The organism is Acidovorax sp. GW823-FHT05D11, from assembly GCF_058795695.1.
Map to the genome: position 1 here is coordinate 4,867,501 of NZ_CM179502.1, position 16,487 is coordinate 4,883,987.

At 64.0% G+C, this 16,487-nt stretch carries 19 protein-coding genes (1 of these 19 running past the window's edge); 3 read left to right on the plus strand and 16 right to left on the minus strand.

The features are described 5' to 3' along the window. Positions 1 to 1,608, plus strand: the 3' portion of a protein-coding gene (locus AC3RCE_RS22335) for an ATP-binding cassette domain-containing protein (RefSeq protein ID WP_492253998.1). 291 nt of this gene lie to the left of the window's left edge; only the last 1,608 of its 1,899 coding nucleotides appear in the window; the start codon falls outside the window, past its left edge; its stop codon occupies positions 1,606 to 1,608. Between the two features lie 83 nt (positions 1,609 to 1,691). Here AC3RCE_RS22335 and AC3RCE_RS22340 read toward each other — a convergent pair whose 3' ends face one another. The 7 genes from AC3RCE_RS22340 to AC3RCE_RS22370 all read right to left on the minus strand — a co-directional run bounded on the left by AC3RCE_RS22340 (position 1,692) and on the right by AC3RCE_RS22370 (position 8,188). After that, positions 1,692 to 2,798 (minus strand): protein-glutamate methylesterase/protein-glutamine glutaminase, encoded by a 1,107-nt coding sequence (locus AC3RCE_RS22340; protein ID WP_492253999.1) that lies wholly within the window; start codon positions 2,796 to 2,798, stop codon positions 1,692 to 1,694. Positions 2,799 to 2,813: 15 nt separating this feature from the next. Next, positions 2,814 to 3,563 (minus strand): chemoreceptor glutamine deamidase CheD, encoded by a 750-nt coding sequence (cheD, locus tag AC3RCE_RS22345; protein ID WP_218296985.1) that lies wholly within the window; start codon positions 3,561 to 3,563, stop codon positions 2,814 to 2,816. A gap of 29 nt (positions 3,564 to 3,592) precedes the next feature. Further along, positions 3,593 to 4,498 carry a CheR family methyltransferase gene (locus AC3RCE_RS22350; RefSeq protein ID WP_369643490.1) on the minus strand — a complete coding sequence of 302 codons (906 nt, stop codon included), beginning with the start codon at positions 4,496 to 4,498 and terminating at the stop codon, positions 3,593 to 3,595. 113 nt (positions 4,499 to 4,611) lie between these two features. Continuing rightward, the gene (locus tag AC3RCE_RS22355; RefSeq protein ID WP_218296984.1) at positions 4,612 to 5,100 is read right to left on the minus strand and encodes a chemotaxis protein CheW; all 489 of its coding nucleotides are present in this window, start codon (positions 5,098 to 5,100) and stop codon (positions 4,612 to 4,614) included. 54 nt (positions 5,101 to 5,154) lie between these two features. Then, positions 5,155 to 7,284: a chemotaxis protein CheA gene (locus AC3RCE_RS22360; RefSeq protein ID WP_492254000.1), complete on the minus strand. Its 2,130-nt coding sequence runs from the start codon at positions 7,282 to 7,284 to the stop codon at positions 5,155 to 5,157. A 45-nt stretch (positions 7,285 to 7,329) separates the two neighbouring features. After that, a complete protein-coding gene (locus AC3RCE_RS22365) occupies positions 7,330 to 7,692 on the minus strand; it encodes a response regulator (protein WP_492254001.1) in 363 nt (120 codons plus the stop codon). Between the two features lie 49 nt (positions 7,693 to 7,741). Beyond that, complete coding sequence (locus tag AC3RCE_RS22370) at positions 7,742 to 8,188, minus strand: hypothetical protein (RefSeq protein WP_218296982.1); 447 nt, start codon at positions 8,186 to 8,188, stop codon at positions 7,742 to 7,744. 187 nt (positions 8,189 to 8,375) lie between these two features. Here AC3RCE_RS22370 and AC3RCE_RS22375 point away from each other — a divergent pair, with 187 nt between their 5' ends. Together AC3RCE_RS22375 and AC3RCE_RS22380 are read left to right on the plus strand one after the other, a co-directional pair. Next, positions 8,376 to 9,485, plus strand: coding sequence for a hybrid sensor histidine kinase/response regulator (locus tag AC3RCE_RS22375; RefSeq protein ID WP_218296981.1), 1,110 nt, complete (start codon positions 8,376 to 8,378; stop codon positions 9,483 to 9,485). After that, positions 9,482 to 10,111 (plus strand): response regulator, encoded by a 630-nt coding sequence (locus AC3RCE_RS22380; protein WP_218296980.1) that lies wholly within the window; start codon positions 9,482 to 9,484, stop codon positions 10,109 to 10,111. The genes AC3RCE_RS22375 and AC3RCE_RS22380 overlap by 4 nt, the downstream gene beginning before the upstream one ends. Positions 10,112 to 10,140: 29 nt before the next feature. Here the strand turns inward: AC3RCE_RS22380 and fliR are convergent, their stop codons facing one another. The 9 genes from fliR to fliJ form a co-directional block, all read right to left on the minus strand. Beyond that, a complete protein-coding gene (fliR, locus tag AC3RCE_RS22385) occupies positions 10,141 to 10,911 on the minus strand; it encodes a flagellar biosynthetic protein FliR (RefSeq protein WP_218296979.1) in 771 nt (256 codons plus the stop codon). Positions 10,912 to 10,987: 76 nt separating this feature from the next. Beyond that, positions 10,988 to 11,257, minus strand: coding sequence for a flagellar biosynthesis protein FliQ (gene fliQ / locus AC3RCE_RS22390; protein ID WP_218296978.1), 270 nt, complete (start codon positions 11,255 to 11,257; stop codon positions 10,988 to 10,990). Positions 11,258 to 11,268: 11 nt separating this feature from the next. Continuing rightward, a complete protein-coding gene (fliP, locus tag AC3RCE_RS22395; protein WP_369643492.1) occupies positions 11,269 to 12,039 on the minus strand; it encodes a flagellar type III secretion system pore protein FliP in 771 nt (256 codons plus the stop codon). After that, entirely contained in the window at positions 12,032 to 12,388 is a 357-nt protein-coding gene (locus AC3RCE_RS22400; protein WP_369643493.1) for a FliO/MopB family protein, read from the minus strand. Before AC3RCE_RS22400 ends, fliP begins: the two co-directional genes overlap by 8 nt. A 7-nt stretch (positions 12,389 to 12,395) precedes the next feature. Then, a complete protein-coding gene (gene fliN / locus AC3RCE_RS22405; RefSeq protein ID WP_218296975.1) occupies positions 12,396 to 12,833 on the minus strand; it encodes a flagellar motor switch protein FliN in 438 nt (145 codons plus the stop codon). Next, positions 12,823 to 13,827 (minus strand): flagellar motor switch protein FliM, encoded by a 1,005-nt coding sequence (gene fliM, locus AC3RCE_RS22410; RefSeq protein WP_010466026.1) that lies wholly within the window; start codon positions 13,825 to 13,827, stop codon positions 12,823 to 12,825. Before fliM ends, fliN begins: the two co-directional genes overlap by 11 nt. A gap of 18 nt (positions 13,828 to 13,845) precedes the next feature. Further along, positions 13,846 to 14,421 (minus strand): flagellar basal body-associated FliL family protein, encoded by a 576-nt coding sequence (locus AC3RCE_RS22415; RefSeq protein ID WP_218296974.1) that lies wholly within the window; start codon positions 14,419 to 14,421, stop codon positions 13,846 to 13,848. A 236-nt stretch (positions 14,422 to 14,657) separates the two neighbouring features. Continuing rightward, positions 14,658 to 16,019 (minus strand): flagellar hook-length control protein FliK, encoded by a 1,362-nt coding sequence (locus AC3RCE_RS22420; protein ID WP_492254002.1) that lies wholly within the window; start codon positions 16,017 to 16,019, stop codon positions 14,658 to 14,660. Between the two features lie 5 nt (positions 16,020 to 16,024). Next, entirely contained in the window at positions 16,025 to 16,486 is a 462-nt protein-coding gene (gene fliJ, locus AC3RCE_RS22425) for a flagellar export protein FliJ (RefSeq protein WP_218296973.1), read from the minus strand. Between the last annotated feature and the right edge of the window lies 1 nt (position 16,487).

Consider the following 16,487-nt stretch of genomic DNA (forward strand, 5'->3'; position numbering starts at 1 on the left):
CGTGACCAGTACCTGTCGGGTGCGGAAGGCCTGGACCTCGACGCCCTGCAATCCGAAATTGAAGCCTACGACGCCTGGAACTGGGAACAGCGGGTAGAGGAAACACTGCAGCGCCTGCATCTGGATCCGGATGCCGTTGTGGGCACGTTGTCAGGGGGGACCAAGAAGCGTGTGGCACTCGCACAAGCGCTGGTAGCCCGCCCGGACGTCCTGTTGCTGGATGAGCCCACCAACCATCTGGACCTCGACTCCATCGAATGGCTTGAAGACCTTCTGCTTGATTTTCCAGGCAGTGTGGTCACCATCACCCATGACCGGTCGTTCCTGGACCGCGTTGCCACCCGCATCGTGGAGCTTGATCGTGGGCAGTTGCGCTCCTACCCCGGCAACTTCGCGCAATACCAGATACAAAAGGAGGATCAGCTGGCCCAGGAAGCCGTCATTTCCGCCAAGGCCGACAAACTCCTCGCCCAGGAGGAAGTCTGGATTCGCCGCGGCGTCGAGGCGCGCCGCACCCGCAGTCAGAGCCGCATCAGCCGCCTGGAGCACCTGCGCGCGCGCCGCGAGGCCCGCCGGGAAGTGGTGGGCAGCGTTCGCATGGACGTGGCGACCGGCAGTTCCAGCGGGTATCAAGGCAAGATCGTCGCGGAGCTCAACGGTGTGGGCAAATCCTTCGGCGACAAGACCATTGTGCGCAACTTCACCGGAACGATCCTGCGCGGCGACAAGGTGGGCTTGATAGGACCCAACGGCGCAGGCAAAACCACCTTGCTCAAGATGATTCTCGGGGAGCTGGCACCCGACGAAGGCACCATCCGCCAAGGCGCCAATCTGCAGGTCGCTTATTTCGACCAGATGCGCCATGCCGTCAACCTGGATGCCACGCTGGAGGACTTCATCAGCCCAGGCAGCGAATGGATCGAAATCGGCAACCAGCGCAAGCATGTCAAGAGCTACCTGAGCGACTTCCTGTTCTCTCCGGCCCGCGCGCATTCCCCTGTCCGCTCGCTGTCGGGCGGCGAGCGCAACCGGCTGCTGCTGGCCCGGCTGTTCGCGCGTCCCGCGAATGTCCTGGTACTGGATGAGCCCACCAATGACCTGGACATCGACACCCTCGATCTTCTGGAGGAGCTGCTGGAAAACTACGAAGGTACCGTGTTCCTCGTCAGCCATGACCGGACTTTTCTCGACAACGTGGTCACCAGCACCATCGCCTTCGAGGGCGACGGCCTTTGGCGGGAATATGAAGGTGGCGTGCAGGACTGGTTGCTGCAATCCAAGCGCAGCCGGGCACTCCAGGCATCCCCCGCGCCCGGCCAGAAGGCCGGCCGAGAGAATTTGAGCGAAAACCCAGCTCAGGCCTCATCCAGCAAGCGCGAGCCGCTATCAAAAAAGAAGCTTAGCTACAGGGAACAGCGTGAGCTCGACCAGTTGCCTGCACAGATCGCCGCACTCGAAGCAGAGCAGCAGGAACTGCAGGATGCCCTGGCGGACGGCACCCTGTACAGCGCAGACCCCGCAAGGGCCGCCGCCATGACCACGCGGGCCGGGGCCATCGAGGAAGAGTTGATGGCTGCACTGGAACGCTGGACGGCCCTGTCCGCCTGAGGCACCAAGGCACCGGGCACAAGCAGGACCGCGCTGCTCTGTCGCCAAAATGCGCGGCCTGCAACGCAGGCCGTGCCCGGCCATCAGATCCGGTGGTGCAGCCGATCCGTCGCGCCCCGCAAACGCGTAATCAATGCGGAGGCGATCTGCCCCAGCGGCAGAACCTCATCCGCGGCACCGTGGGCAATGGCTTCGCGCGGCATGCCAAATACGATGCAGCTGGCTTCATCCTGCACGTAGTTGTAGCTGCCGGCCTCCTTCATCTCTTTCATCGCGGCCGCGCCATCGTTGCCCATTCCAGTGAGCATGATGCCGAAGGCATTGCGCCCCACCACGGCAGCGGCCGACTTGAACAGCACCTCGACCGAGGGCTTGTGGCGATTCACCGGCGGGCCATCATCCACCACGGCAACATAGTTGGCACCACTGCGGGCCACGTGGAACTGGGTTCCCCCCGGAGCGATGTAGGCATGGCCAGGCAGGATGCGTTCCCCGTTCACGGCTTCCTTGACCGTGATCTGGCACAAGCCATTGAGGCGGGCCGCGAAGCTGGTGGTGAAACCCGGGGGCATATGCTGGGTGATGACAATGGCGGGCGAATCCGCCGGCATCTGCACCAGCACCTCCTTGATGGCCTCGGTACCGCCGGTGGATGCTCCGATGCAGATCAGCTTTTCGGTGGACAGACGCCCCAGGAGCGCCGACGCGGGCATGGCAGGCGCTGCACCTGCACCACTCCCCGCACCGCCAGCGGCGGTGGTTTCGCGAGCGGGCGCGCGGCGAACCTGCGCCACCGCGGCCACGCGGATCTTGTCCACGATCTGGGTGGCCAGATCGTTGAGGCCGCTGGCCAGGCCGACACGGGGCTTGGCCACAAAATCCACCGCGCCCAGTTCCAGCGCCTTCATCGTCACTTCAGCGCCCCGCTCCGTCAGCGTGGAAATCATCACCACCGGCATCGGTCGCAAGCGCATCAGCCGCCCCAGGAAGTCGATGCCGTCCATGCGCGGCATCTCGACATCCAGTGTGATGACATCGGGATTGAGCTCGCGGATCATCTCGCGCGCCACCAAGGGATCATTGGCCGTGCCGATGCACTCCATGTCCCGCTGCCGGTTGATGATCTCGGACAGCAGACTGCGGACCAACGCCGAATCGTCCACCACGATCACCCGGATTTTCCTGCTCATTAACTCACGCCTTCCTCAAAACAGATCGACAGAACCGCCCGAGGTGGTCTTGGCCACGGTGGCGGCATTGCCGCGCACTTCCTGGGCCACCAGGGCCTCGGGATGTGCGTGCGCCAACCGCTTGACCATGGCTTTCCCTGTGATGGGGAAAAAAACCACCTTGCGCGGATAGATATCCAGCACATCCTCGGAGACGATGGGAATACGCTCCGTGTGAAGGTAGTTCAAAACAAAATTGGTGTTGCGCTCACCGACATTCATGGTCGTGAAGTTGTGCATGACCTGCGCCCCGCCAAAAATCTTGGCCTGCATGGTTTCGCGGCGGGCTCCGAGCTTGAGCATCTCGTTGATCAGCAATTCCATGGCGTACGAGCCATAGCGCCCCGAGGCATCCCCCACATCACCATCGGGCAGCATGAAATGATTCATGCCTCCTATGCGCGCACGGCTGTCCCACAGGCAGGCGGCAATGCATGACCCCAGCACGGTCATGATGACCATGTTCTCGTCGGCGACAAAATATTCGCCCGGAAGGACCTTCACGGCATTGTGCTGAAAGTGATGGTCCAGATAAAAGAAGGAAGCCTCCCCGGGTTTGCGGCTGTGCGCCTTGAGCTCCTGCAGCGAAGACTCCCGGGCCGGCCCTGACCCGGCGGCATAGATGTCCGCGCTCAGGGGGGCGATGCGGGGAGCACGGCGCCGCTCGGACATGCCAGGCGCGGCAACGGCCGAAGAAGGGGATGAGCCTGATGGAGTGGTGGTCATGTGTGCTCGGTGCTAGGCAACATGGCGGGTCAGCGACGCTCGTACACCGTTTTGCCGCGCAGCGTAAACAGGTCCCTGGACTCGCTGAAGTTCTCGGCATGCCCTACAAACAGCATGCCGCCGGGCTTGAGGACCCTGTGGATCCTCTCCAGCACCCGCCGCTGCGTGGGTGCATCAAAGTAGATCATCACGTTGCGGCAAAAAACCACATCGAAGGGCTCTTTGAACGGCCAGTCGTCCCGGATGAGGTTCACACTCATGAAATCAATGGCACGCCGCAGTTCCGGCTTGGCCCGCACCATGCCCAGATTGGCCCCCTTGCCCCGCAGAAAGAACTTCTGCAGGCGCTCCGGGCTCAGGCCTTTGAGGCTGTCGAGGCGGTACACCCCCTGCGCTGCCGTCGCCAGCACGCGGGAATCGATGTCGCTGGCGGTCAGCTTGAAAGACGCGTTGGCCCCCAGCGCCTCGAATGCCGTCATCACGATGGAATAGGGTTCTTCTCCGGTAGAGGCGGCATTGCACCAGACCCGCCAGCCAGTCGATGGCTTGCTGCGCAGATGCGAGGCGAAGATCTCGAAATGGTGCTGTTCGCGGAAGAAGGCCGTGAGGTTGGTGGTGAGCGCATTGATGAACTCCTGCCACTCCGGGCCATCATGCGTCTCAAGCCATCCGAGATAGTCGTGAAAACTGTTGTGCCCCGTGTCACGCAAACGGCGCGAAAGGCGGCTGTACACCATGGCGTGCTTGCCGTCGTGCAAGCTGATGCCCGCGCGCTGATAGATCAGCGCCTGCACCCGCGCGAAATCCGCATTGGTCCAGACAAACTCGCGCCCCTGGGCCAGCGGCCCCGAGGGGGCAGCCGCGGCGGCATAGGCCGGATCCACCCTGGCGGTGGTGGGCCGGGCCGTGGGGAATGCACTGGTGGGTTGGGCCATATTGATCGTCCGACGGGAAATCCTGTTCGCTCCAAGAGACCTGCTAGCCACACCCGCCCTCTGCTGGCAGGTGCTGGATCCACCACTGGTGTGACGGTTGCGCCCTATTCACCCTATTCGTTGGCGGTCACCAGCCCCATGTCCACGCCGGACATGAGTTTCTCGATGTCCAGCAGAATCAGCATGCGCTCACCCACCGACCCGAGCCCGAGGATGCAGCTGTTGTCGATGGCGCTTTCAATATCCGGTGCAGAGCGAATGCTCTCGGGCGTCAGTTCCATCACATCGCTGACGGAGTCCACCACGATTCCGACCACCCGGTTGCGGAGGTTCAAGATGATGACCACCGTGAAGCTGTTGTAGTCCGCCTGCGCGCAGTTGAACTTGAGGCGCATGTCGACAATGGGCACGATCGTGCCACGCAGGTTCACGACGCCCTTGATGAAACTGGGGGCGTTCGCAATCCGTGTCGGTGGCTCATAGCCACGGATCTCCTGCACTTTCAGGATATCGATGCCGTACTCTTCCTGGTCGAGGCGGAACGTCAGATATTCGCGGGTGCCCGTTGGCACCGCCTCTGCGGTTTTACCCATCACACTCATGGTGAATTCTCCTTTCGTGACAGCGCCCTGCCCTTCGGGCACGGCTGCTCAAATCTAGTGGCGCGCCCGCCGCACCAGCCCGCCCGTATCCAGGATGAGCGCCACCGTGCCGTCGCCCAGAATGGTGGCGCCCGACACGTTGGGGACCTTGCGGTAGTTCGATTCCAGGTTCTTGACCACCACCTGGTGCTGGCCCAGCAGCTCATCCACCAGCAGCGCAACACGGCTGCCATCCGCTTCCACGACCACCATGATGTTGCTGGACTTGTTGGGGTCAAAACGCGGCACCTGGAAGATCTTTTCCAGCGCGATCACCGGCATGTATTCGTCGCGCACCTTCACCAGTTGCGATCCCTGTGCCACGGTGCTCACATCGTCCGCGTTGACCTGGAAGGACTCCACGACGGAAGACAGCGGCAGGATGTAGACCTCGTCGCTCACCCCCACGGACATGCCATCCATGATGGCCAGCGTCAACGGCAGGCGCACGGAAACCTTCATTCCGTAACCCTCGGCCGAGTCAATCTCCACCGACCCGTTGAGCGCCGCGATATTGCGCTTGACAACGTCCATGCCCACGCCACGCCCGGACACGTCGGTCACCTCGTCGGCGGTGGAAAAGCCTGGTGCAAAGATCAGCTGCCAGACTTCCGCATCGCTCATCTGCTCGGACACTTCGATGCCGCGCTCCTGCGCCTTGCTGAGGATCTTCTCGCGCGAGAGGCCACGGCCATCGTCGCGCACCTCGATCACGATCGATCCGCCCTGGTGCGAGGCCGACAGCGTGATGGTCCCGTGTTCCGACTTGCCCTTGGCCAAGCGGTCCGCCGGCATCTCGATCCCATGGTCGCAGCTGTTGCGCACCAGGTGTGTCAGCGGATCGGTGATCTTCTCGACCAGCCCCTTGTCCAGTTCGGTGGCCTCGCCCAGCGTCACCAGTTCGACCTTCTTGCCCAGCTTGTTCGCCAAGTCCCGCAGCATGCGGGGGAAGCGGCTGAAGACGATGGACATCGGAATCATGCGGATCGACATGACCGATTCCTGCAGGTCGCGCGTGTTGCGATCCAGGTCGGCCAGCCCCGCCAGCAGCTGCTGGTAGGCGCCTGCATCCAGCCCCCGGCTGTTCTGCGCGAGCATCGCCTGGGTGATCACAAGTTCACCCACCAGGTTGATGAGCTGGTCGACCTTTTTCACGTCCACGCGAATCGTCGTGGACTCCATCTGCGCCTGCATGGCGACCTTGGGCTCCGCAGCCTTGGGGGCCGCAGCCTTGGGCGCTTGTGCGGGGGCCTGCGCTGCCGCCCGGGGCGCATCGGTACCGGGAGCACCCGGCGCATCGCTGAAGAAGCCGTACGCCTCGCCTCCGGCGGCATCCGCGGCGACCACGACATCGTCGTCCGCGTCCTCGGGGGCTGCAGCCGCTGCTGCAGCGGCCTCACGGATGAGGACCTGCTCCTTGGACACATGGAAGGCGAACAGGTCGAGCAGATCATCGTTGGTGGAGGTGGTCTCCACCGCGAACAGCCGCGTGTTGGGCTGGGTGCTTTCCATGTCCCGGATGGCACCGAGCCCGGGAATATCCCGGAACAGTTCCTTGATGGCATCGGCCTGCTGCGGCCGCTCCAGCGGGCCGATCTGGATTTCCAGTGCACGCGCCTGTCCGGCGACTGCGGGCGTCACCACCTTGGGCGCCGGAGCCGCTACCTGCGGGGCTGGCGCAGGTGGTGGTGGTGCCACGGCGGGCGCGTCGCTGGGGACGAGCCCCGCAGCAAGCTCACTGATGCGGCGCACCAGCGACGTGGTGGAGACAGCCTCTCCCTGGCCTCCGGCCTGATGGCGGGCCAGCAAGCTGCGGGATGCATCGGCGGACTCCAGCAGCACGTCCACCATCTGGGGAACGGGTTGCAGCTCATGGCGGCGCAACCGGTCCAGCAAGGACTCCATCTGGTGCGTCAGCTCCGCCACGTCCGAAAAACCAAAGGTGGCCGAGCCACCCTTGATGGAATGGGCGCACCGGAAGATGCCGTTGAGCTCTTCATCATTGGCGCTGCTCAGATCCAGATCCAGGAGCATCTGCTCCATCTGGTCCAGGTTTTCGCCCGCTTCCTCGAAAAAGATCTGATAGAACTGGCTCAGGTCGAAGTCAGCGCCTGCTCCCGATCCTTCTTGGTAGGTTTCCGCCATCGTGGGCTCCTGTGTACTTGGTGGTCCGGGCCAATCCAATCCGGCTCAGCGGATCACTTTCTGGATGACTTCGATCAGGCGATTGGGATCAAAAGGCTTGACCAGCCAGCCCGTCGCCCCGGCCGTGCGCCCGGCCTGCTTCATCTGATCGCTCGACTCGGTGGTGAGGATCAGGATCGGGATGGTCTTGAATTTGGGGTTCTCGCGCAGTTTGCGCGTCAATCCGATACCGTCCAGGCGCGGCATGTTCTGGTCGGCCAGGACCAGATCAATTTCATGGCTCTCGGCCTTCTCAAGGGCATCCTGCCCATCCACCGCCTCCACAACGTGGTAGCCGGCACCCGTGAGAGTGAACGACACCATTTTCCGCATGGACGGTGAATCATCTACGGCTAGGATCGATTGCATGTAAGGCTCCAACTGACTTGAATATATAGGTTAACCAGTGACGTGAAGATCAGAACAGGTCCACGGAACCGGCATCCATCTCGCTTTGCGTGACGGGGTTGGGCCGGTCCGGCGCCATCTCTGCAAATGGCGCTGCTTCTTCACCATCTTCATTGCCCATGGCCTCGGAGGCCAAGCGGAAAGCGCATCCTTGAAGCACCTTGGTCGTGTGCCAGATCAACTGGGACGCCATATCCTGGAACTGCAATTCGGTCACGGCGCTGCGCAGCGCGGCCCGAGCGGCCACCAGCTCCGGAGAATCGGCCACAGCCGCGTCCGTCAGCACGGCATTGGCCTCTCCAAAACGTTCCAGCAGGTTGTCGGTGGCATGGCTGAGCAGGCCTTCCAGGCGATGCAGGTCATGCATCACGACCAGCAACGAATCCTGCAGCTCTGCCGCCACCATGACGGGAACCTGGACAGCAGGTCCTCCAGACGTTGTTAGCGTAGATTGCATCGTTTCTCCATCGCAGCACGCAGCAGCAAAGCACGCAAAAATCCCAGGACTACGATATCTGCACAAAAGCCCAAAGCAAAGGCATGCGCACCATGGTGTCGGCATCCATTGGACGCTGACGCTGAAACCATCCCAATCGGACAAACACCCTTGTTTGTTCCAATTTGTATCCTATGATAGCGCTCCTATGGTCACCATAGCACCAGACCAGACCCTCAGCATCCTGCATCTTGAAGATTCACTGGCGGACCATGAGCTGACCGCCTTGACCCTGCGGCGGTCCGGGCTCCATTGCCATCTCCATCAGGTCGACTCGCTTGCCGACTTCCAGCGGCTGACCGATACCCAGGCTTTTGACATCATCCTGGCAGATTACCGCCTGCCAGGCTTTACCGCGCTGGACGCATGGACGCATGTGGCGCAAAAGCCGCAGCACCCCCCTTTTGTGCTGCTGTCCGGCGCCATCGGCGAGGCAGCCGCCGTGGACGCCATCCGCCTGGGCATCGCAGACTACCTGCTCAAGGACGACCTGCAGCGCCTGCCCCATGTGATCGCACGCGCTCTGGAGGTCCACGACGCCCGCAAGGCGCGCGAACAGGCCGTGGCGCAGCTGGAGGCGTCCGAACGCCGGCTGGCGGAACTGACAGAACACCTGCAAACATCGATCGAGCAGGAACGTGCATCCATCGCCCGAGAAATTCATGACGACATCGGCGGCGCATTGACGGCCGTGCGGTTCGATGTGGCATGGATCGGACGCCACAGCACGGCCCCGGCGATGCAGGAACACGCGGCGTCAGCGGCCGAGATGCTGCAGCACGCCATCGAGGCGAGCCAGCGGATCATGATGAACCTGCGCCCGCCGATCCTCGAACAGGGGCTGGTGGCAGCCGTTCAGTGGCTTGCCGCCGGCTTCGAGCGCCGCTCGGGCATACCGGCTCCGGTCGTGACCAGCAGCGAGACCATCCACGCTCCGCCGGACATCCAGCTGGCGGCCTACCGCACCGCGCAGGAAGCGCTGACCAATATTTCCAAACATGCTCATCCAGGCACTGTGCGTATCGATCTCTCCGACAAGGAGGGCGTCCTGACGCTGGAGGTCACCGACGACGGCCGGGGCATCGATCCGCAAATGCTCGACAAGCCCAAGGCCTTCGGGCTCAAGGGCTTGCATGAACGCGCCCGGACTGTCGGGGGGTGGCTGGATATCAGCAGCCGGCCCGGCCAGGGCACCTCCGTGATCCTTTCCATACCGCTAACATCGCACCCATCACCAGCCCCAGGAGATGTGCAGTGATTCATGTGGTCCTGTGCGATGACCATGCCGTTCTGCGGCGCGGAATACGCGACACGCTGGCCGACGCCCCCGATATCCAGGTGACTGGAGAGGCCGGGGGATATTCCGAGCTGCGCGAGGTGCTGCGCTCGGCAGCCTGCGATGTGCTGCTGCTGGACCTGAACATGCCGGGGCGCAGCGGCCTTGAGGTACTGGCCAGCCTGCGCGAGACGCACTCCGCCATTAAGGTGCTGGTGGTGTCCATGTACCCGGAAGACCAGTACGCCCTGCGCTGCCTGAAGGCCGGCGCCCAGGGATACGCCAACAAGGCAGGGGATCCGGTCGAATTGATTGCGGCCGTGCGCACCGTCATGCAGGGGCGCAAGTACCTCACGGCAGAGGTTGCCCAGATGCTGGCGGACAGCCTGGCACAGCCCACGCCGGAGGCGCCGCATGCGGCGCTGTCCGAGCGGGAGCTGCAGACACTGGTCAAGATTGCCTCCGGCCGCAGGCTGTCGGACATCGCCGAGGAGTTGATGCTCAGCCCCAAGACCGTGAGCGTGTACCGTTCGCGCGTGCTGGAGAAGCTGAAGCTCTCGAACAACGCGGAACTCACCGTCTACGCCATCCGCAACCAGCTGGTCTGAGACGGCCTGCACACCCCCCTCTTTCCCCACTATCGCTGCGTGGCAAAGAGATCGACCGCCTGCTGCATCAGCGCCAGCACCGGTTGCTCCAGCAGCGGAAGCGTGGCCACGATGCCCAGCATGCCCACGGTCAACGTCACCGGGAATCCTACGGCATAGATGTTCATCTGCGGCGCCACCCGCGAAATGATGCCCAGCGTCAAGTTGACGAACAGCAGGAGCGCGATCATGGGCAGCGCGATCCACAGCGCACTGGAAAACAGGGACGAACCCAGCTCGTAAATGCGCATCTGCCCAAGGGCCTGCAGGAAGTTGCCATCGACCGGAAAGCGGTCAAAACTCTTCACCACGGCCATCAAGATCAGCAGATGGCCATTGATCACCACAAAGAGCAGCATGGACATGTGTCCAAAAAAGCGGGCTACCGCACTGATCTGCGCATTCGACGAGGGGTCGAAAAATGATGCGAAATTCAACCCCATCTGCAACCCGATGATTTCGCCCGCCAGCTCCACGGCCGCAAACACCAGCCGGACGGAAAACCCGATCGCAAGCCCCACGGCCACTTGCTGGGCCACGGCTCCGAATGCCTCGCGCCCGTTGACGCTGATGACCGGTTGATTCACCAGCACGCCCTGGGCGCACAGCGCCACCAGGAACGCCAGTCCGATCTTGACGCGCATGGGTATCGTCCGCATGGAAAACACTGGCGCGACCGAGAAGACGGCGAGCACGCGCAAGAATGGCCACAGGATGGGAGACAGCCAGGCCATCAGCTGGGCTTCGGAGAAAGTGATCACGCGATCCCCGATGGGCAGCAAGAAATGGGGCTGGCGAACAAAGGGTGCGGCGCGAAGCGCAAGGCCGTGCCCCGCACTAGCCGATCATCGACGGAATGGACTCGATCGTCCGGCGGATAAAGTCCACCAGGGTACTGAGCATCCAGGGCCCCGCGATCGCAAAAACCACCATCGCGGCGATCAGCTTGGGAACAAAGGCCAGTGTCGCCTCATGGATCTGCGTGACCGCCTGGAAGATGCTCACGATCAGACCCACCGCCATCACGGCACCGAGCACCGGCATCGAAATCATCAGCAGCAGCGTCAAGGCGTCGCGCCCGATGGTCAGCACCATTTGCGAAGTCATCGCCCACTCCTTCAGGGAACAAAACTGGCAGCCAGCGAGCCGATCAGCAAATTCCAGCCGTCCGCCAGCACAAACAGCATGAGCTTGAACGGCAGTGCCACCAGCACCGGAGACAGCATCATCATGCCCAAGGACATGAGGATGCTCGACACCACCATGTCGATCACCAGAAACGGGATGAAGATCATGAAGCCGATCTGAAATGCCGATTTCAGTTCGCTGGTGACAAAGGCTGGCACCAGCACCCGCAGCGGCGCGGTTTCCGCCGTCACGCTCGCATCCAGGCGCGCCAGCCGGGAAAAGAGGGCGAAATCGGATTGCCGGGTCTGCTTGAGCATGAAGCTGCGCATCGGCGCCTCGGCCTTGACCAGGGCCTGTTCGAAGCTGATGGTGTTGTTGGTGTAAGGCACATAGGCGTCCTGGTACACCCGGTCCAGGGTGGGGCCCATCACGAAGAAGGTGAGAAACAGCGACAGTCCGATGATGACCTGGTTGGGCGGCGCCGACTGGGTACCCAGCGCCTGGCGCAGGAGAGACAAAACGATCACGATGCGCGTGAAGCCCGTCATCATGAGCAGCACCGCCGGCAGGAAGGACAGGGCCGTGAAGAACAGCAGGGTCTGGATGGGCACCGAATAGCTGTTGCCCGAAGGGCCGCTGCCCACCACCAATGGCAGTGCGCCCGCGGAGGCCTGCGCGGCGGCCGTGCCATGCACCATGGCGCCCAGGGCGGCCACCGCAGCCAGCAGCAGCACATGACGCACCCGTGAAGCCTCAGCCATGGGAAGGACTTCCAGGCGCGTTGACGGCCGACGCAACCGCGTGCGCGAAAGATGGTTCCGCCTTGGGCGCCGCGGAAGGCGTGCTGGCGGCAACGGCCGGCAGCACGTGCAGGCAGCTCACCTGCTGCGCGGTCACGCCAAGAACCAGCCAGGTCCGCGCGTGTTCCGGCCCCACCTCCACGGTGACCACGCGCTGCTGGGGACCCACGGCCACGGCGGAGAGCACGCGGGAAGCCGCTCCAGCCCCCAGGCCGGCGGTGGCGTGGCGCTGCTGCAGCCGGCGGACCAGCCAGGGCAGCAACGCCATGGCGCCCACGAAAAGGACGACCACCACCAGCGTCTGGGTCATGCTGCCACTATCCACGGCTGACCCGCCGAAGGCGCTCGGAAGGGGTCACCACGTCCGTGAGGCGGATACCGAACTTGTCATTGACCACGACGACCTCGCCCTGCGCGATGAGATAGCCATTCACCAGGACGTCCATGGGCTCGCCCGCGAGCGCGTCGAGCTCCACCACCGAGCCTTGGGCCAGCTGAAGGATGTACTTGATCGGCACCTTGGTGCGCCCGAGCTCCACCGACAGCTGGACCGGAATGTCCAGCACCATGTTGATGTCGTTGACCGTGCCATCCCCGCCGCCAGAGAAAGGGCGCACGGGGTCGCCGGAGAGCGGGCCGCCCTGCTCGGCATCGCCGGGCTTGTCCTCGGTCCGCTTTTGCTCCTCGAGCGCCTCGGCCCAACCCGCAAAGGGGTCATCCGCCGCGCCGTCCTTGTTATCTTCTTCAGTTGACATCTTTTTCTCCCAGCCAGCTCATGTCGGCATTGCGCAGGCATTCTTCGATACGAATGGCGTACTTGGAATTGTGCGTTCCGTACTGGCATTCAAAAATAGGCACGCCCCCGATCGACGCGCGGATGCGGGGCTCGCGGTCGAGCTCGATGAAATCGCCAGGCTTCATGGCCAGCAATTGCTCCACCGTGGCATCGGCGCGGGCCAGTTCAGCCACCAGCGTCACTTCGGCGGCCTGGATTTCCCGGGTCAGCACGCGCACCCAGCGGCGATCCACCTCGATGGAATCGCCCTGTGTGGACGAATACAGCACGTCGCGGATGGGCTCCAGCGTCGCGTAGGGCATGCAGATATGGATCGCCCCCGAAAGGTCGCCGATTTCCAGCTGAAAGGCCGTGGACACGACGATTTCGCTGGGCGTGGCGATGTTGGCGAACTGCGGCTGCATTTCCGAGCGCTGGTATTCGAGCTCCAGGGGGTAGATCCCCTGCCACGCCTTCTTGTATTCGGCGCAGATCACATCCACCAGGCGGTTGATGACCCGTTGCTCCGTGGGCGAGAAGTCCCGCCCCTCGATCCGAGTCTGGAACTTGCCCACGCCGCCGTACAGCGTGTCGATGATGCCGAACACGAGCGAGGGTTCGCACACGATCAGCCCGCTGCCGCGCAGCGGACGGATGGCCACGATGTTGAAATTCGTGGGGACCGCAAGCTCCCGCAGGAAGGCGCTGTAGCGCTGCACGGACACGGTGCCCACCGAGATCTCGGGGCTGCGGCGGATGAAATTGAACAGGCCGATGCGGAAGTTGCGCGCGAACCGCTCATTGACGATTTCCATCGTCGGCATCCGTCCACGGACGATGCGCTCCTGGCTGGAAATGTCGTAGTTGCGTACGGAACCCGCCTCCGCCACTTCCTCGACCGATTTCTGGCTCTCGCCAGTAACCCCTTCGAGAAGGGCATCGACCTCTTCCTGCGAAAGAAATGAATCACTCATGACTGGTCCTTGCCCGGGTCACTGGATGATGAAGCTGGAGAAAAGCACCCGGTGCACCGGGTTGCGCTCCGTGCGCCGGCGCGCGGGGCGTTCATCTTCGTCGCCGTCCTTGTCGGCCGCCGCGGCACGCGCGCGGTCGCGTTCTGTGGCAACCGGATAGCCCAGGGGACGCGAGACTTCGCGCAGGATATCGGAGGCCAGTTTTTCCTTGCCTTCCCTTTGCAGCAATTCGGCGGAGGTCCGCTGGGAAATCAGCATCAGGATGCCACTGCGGATGGTGGGCAGGTACAGCTTCACCTGTTCCGCCGTCTTGGCATCTTCCAGCTCCAGGGTGATGCCGATCTGTGCAAACCGGTCGCCACCGGGGTCCGCCAGGTTCACCACCATGTTCTCCATGGGCAGGAAGGTGGGAGCCACCTTGGGGGCCTCCTTGCGGGCCGGCGCAGCCCCTTCCTCGTCTTCGGCGTGGGAGCGGCTGGAAATCAGCCAGGCCGCCACCCCGCCGCCAATCACCAGCACCGCCACAACGCCGATGATGATGATGAGCATCTTCTTGCTTTTGGCCGGAGCCGCTGCGGGGGTATTGGCTGACACGATGCGGATTCCTTGGTGGGAGACGGGCCGTACCCACGCAATCAATGGGCGGACAAGACCGGATGGCCCATTATTGGGCGATGCTGCGACCAATAATAGCCAGAATAAAAGCCCAAAACCATGGCATTCGCAGCGCTATCCCGATTGCAGGTCACCCGCCAGGAGCCGTGACCCGGCAATGCGCCCACGGCGCGGCGCATGCGGGGCGGGCCGAAGGTTCCCGCCGCCATGCGGACTCACACAAAGATGTCCACGGCACGGTCTGGCGCGCCGCCACCGCCGCGCAGCGGCGAGGCCATGCCCACCGGCGTGGCGGCCACCACCTGCGCCTGGCGTGACCCATCGCGGCGGCCCTGCCGTTCGGGGTCGGCCGCATTTTCACGTTGTCCGGCCGACGTGCCGACCGACATGCCCGAGAGCACCAGCCCCTCGCTGCGCAGCAACTCGCTCAATTGCGCCATGCTCCGGTCCAGCATGTCGCGGGTCTGCGGCTGGTCGCTGCGGAAAGTCACATGGGCCTCATTGCCCGACAGCGAAACCGACACCTCGACGGGCTGCCCGTCGCGGTTGAGCGTCAGCTCCGCATTCTGAGTCTTCTGGTTGATCCAGTACGTCACCTGCTCGGCGACCTGGTCCTCCATGCCGGCCTGGGCAGGATCGCCAAACGCCGCGGCGCCATCGACGGCCGCCCCTGGCTCCACGGGCGCCACGCCCCCGCCATTGTCGAACCATGCGCCGGCATCCCCCCGCCCTTCGCCAGGGCGGCCGCCATTGCCGGCGGCCTCCCCACCCCGTGCGGGCGCTGCAGCCGCCAGCAGGTCGCCCGCCATCGCTGCGCCGTTGGCCACCAGGTCGCCGGCCCCGGCAGCCGCGCTCCGATCGGCGGCGCCCGCAACCGGCAGGCCCGCCGCCATGCGCTCGCTGGCGGCCTGCACCGTCGCCACGGCCGCCATGTGGTGCCCTTGCGTCGGCAGCGCCACATCGCCCGCCCGGGCCCGGCCCAGGGACATTTCTGCGGAATCCGCCCTTTGGGCCAATGCAGTTTGCATGCGCGAGAAAGCCCGGCCGAACGCTGCGGCACCGGCCTGTGGTGCCCCGCCCTTGAGGTCCGCGGAAGCGTCGAGCATGGCCGTTTCGGCCACCATGCCCTGTGGCAGGCCGTCCACGCCCGGCACACCAGCCGCCAACGGGTTCGCCCCTGCCTGGGCGCCCACGCCGGGCATCCCCGAGCCTGCCGCCGTTCCATCTTGCACTGCAATGCGAAGGCCGGTGCCCTGCCCCGCCGCCGCCCCGGCGGCATCGCCCCGCACAGCGGCGTCGGGCGCCAGCAATCCCTGCCATGCCGCCAGGGCCGAAGCATCCAGGGCATCCTTCGCGGCATCGGCGGGCAACCCATCGGCCGGCGCCGCGCCGGCGGACGGCAGGTCCAGCGGCCCGGCGTCCCCCGGGGCAGCAGCATCCCCGAGCGCTGCCAGCAGGGCCAGAAAGCCGCTGGGGGCGGCACTGTGGGCGTCGTCCGGCGCCTGCGCCGTGGACCGGGTCCGCGCGGCGTGGGCCGGCTGGGTGCCCTGGGGAGAAGAAATTCTTACTTGTTCCATTGTCACTACTCCCGGCCCGCAGAGCCTTGCATCGCACTTCGGTACTGCAGGGCAGCCCGTTCATCGGTTTGTTTCTGATCTCTTCGCATTTCAGCCCGCTCCAGGTCGTGGCGCCGCTTCTCCATGACCTTGCGCAGGCTGGCCAGCCGCAGTTCCGCCTCGAGCAGGCTGCGCCGGGCCGCCTCCACCCGGTTGGCATGGTCTCCCACCACCCCGGTCTGGACACCCGCCGCATGTCCCAAACGGTCCATGAACTGGTAGTGGTGGTACATCACCTCGGGCTTCATCGTGGTGTCGGCCTTCATGCCCCACCGCGCTTGCGTTTCACGGGCATAGTCTTCGAGCTGGTCGAGCTGGGCGCGTGCCGCCTGCTGCGCTGCCTGCGTGTCCTGCAGCACCTTGCGCGCGTCGTCCCGCTTGCGGGACGCCACCTCGACGGCGACGGACAGGGAATTGAGGCTGGACATG